Here is a 2153-nt window from a genome sequence, read left to right as displayed (position 1 = left end):
AATACCAGTCCAGCGACTTCGGTTTCGTACACCGACACTACTGCACCGACCGCACCGACCGTTGCGGTCACCACCAATCCGGATGGCAGCTTGACCATCGGTGGCACGGCCGAACCAGGCACCACGGTCACGGTGACCAACCCGGACGGTTCGACTGAAACGGTAACGGCCGGCCCGGACGGTTCTTATTCGGTCACCACACCGCCGAACCAGCCTACGGGCGAAGTGATTGCGGTCACGACTGACCCAGCGGGTAATACCAGTCCAACCACCACCGTTGCTTATGCTGATACCACTGCACCAGATGCACCGACGGTTGCGGTCACCACCAATCCGGATGGCAGCTTGACCATCGGTGGCACGGCCGAACCAGGTACGACGGTCACGATGACCAACCCGGACGGTTCGACTGAAACGGCCACTGCTGGCCCGGACGGTTCTTATTCGGTCACCACACCGCCGAATCAGCCTACGGGCGAAGTGACTGCGGTCGCGGCTGACCCAGCGGGCAATACCAGCCCGGATACCGTGGTGCCTTATACCGACACCACTGCACCAGACGCGCCGACCGTTGTCGTTGCGACCAATACTGACGGCAGCGTGACCGTGACCGGCCAGACCGAACCGAACACCACGGTTCACACCACCTACCCAGACGGCACCACCGGTACCGTTACGGCGGGTACTGACGGTTCGTATTCGGTGACTTCGCCCATCGATCAACCAACGGGCAATGTCGTGGCCGGTGCAACAGACGCGGCGGGCAATACCAGCCCAACCACCACCGTTGCTTATGCTGATACCACTGCACCTGTTGCGCCAACAGTGGATGTTGCAACCAACCCAGACGGCAGCGTAACCGTCACCGGCCAAGCCGAACCTGGTACCACCGTTAACGTGACCTACCCAGACGGCATCACCGGTACTGTTACGGCAGGCACTGATGGTTCGTACTCGGTGACTTCTCCGGTCGACCAGCCAACAGGCAACGTCGTGGCTGGCGCAACAGACGCGGCGGGCAACCATAGCCCAACTACCTCCGTGCCTTACGTGGATAGCATTGCTCCTACTACCACGGGCACCGTTGATAGTTTCGCGGATAACGTCGGCCTTATACAGAACCCGGCTTCGCCTTCGGGCACCAAAACCGATGACACCACGCCAACGCTCAATGGTTCGTTGTCGGCTGACCTGGTCAGCGGCGAAAAAGTGAATGTGTATCGCGATGGCACACTGGTCGGGGAGGCGACGGTTTCAGGAAAAACCTGGACCTTCACTGATGCGGCGTTGGCGGATGCTTCCTACACCTACACCTACACCTACACCGTCAAAGTGGCCGATGTCTCGGGTAACCTGGGTGTGGCTTCCAATAGCTTCAGCCTGGCCGTGGATACCACCGGTCCGTCGGCCAGCACCACGCAAGTGGCGATCAACGTCATCGCCGGTGACGACATCATCAATGCCAATGAATCGAGCACAGATGTGATCGTTACCGGCACTGTTGCGGGGGATTACACTGCAGGTGACGTGGTTACTTTGACCACGGCGGCAGGTACTTTCACTGGGGTTGTCGCCGCAGGCGGGACCTGGAGTGTCGATGTGGCCGCAGGCGGCCTCGGCAGTAATGGTAGCCAGTCGTTGCAAGTGAGCATCGCCGCCCACGACAGCGCCGGCAACGCCGGTACGGTCACGGCAAGCCGTCCGTACATTGTTAATACCAGCGCTCCGGCAGGCACTGCGTTGAACATCAACATCGTGGCCGGTGACGACATCGTCAACGCTGACGAGTCAGCTTCGACCAACAACGAAACCATCAGCGGTACCGTAACGGGCGAGTTCACTGTCGGCGACGTGGTCACCCTGACCATCGGTAGCCAGACCTACACCGCGTCCGTAGCGGCCGGTGGCATCTGGTCGACCACCGTGCCTGGCAACGTATTGGCTGCCGGTACGGCAGTCAGTGCCAGCCTCGCGGCACATAACGCTGTCGGTAACGAGGCCACCGTCACGTCCAGTCGTGGTTACGTCGTCGACACCTCCGTGCCGAACAACACGTCCACCACCGTCAGCTTCGATCCGGTGACGGCGGACAACATCGTCAACAGCACCGAATCGTCAACCAACATTACCGTGACCGGTAGCGTGACTGGCGA

1 protein-coding gene is annotated in these 2153 nt (G+C 60.6%); it reads left to right on the top strand.

Annotated elements, in window-relative coordinates; genetic code table 11:
• On the top strand, positions 1-2153 hold a 2153-nt coding region (locus AC07V4_RS26900; RefSeq protein ID WP_495029370.1), incomplete at both ends, for an Ig-like domain-containing protein.

It is taken from the genome of Pseudomonas sp. GW821-FHT03A09, from assembly GCF_059421065.1.
Note: the sequence above shows the minus strand (reverse complement) of the source record. Positions and strands in the feature narration are given on the sequence as shown.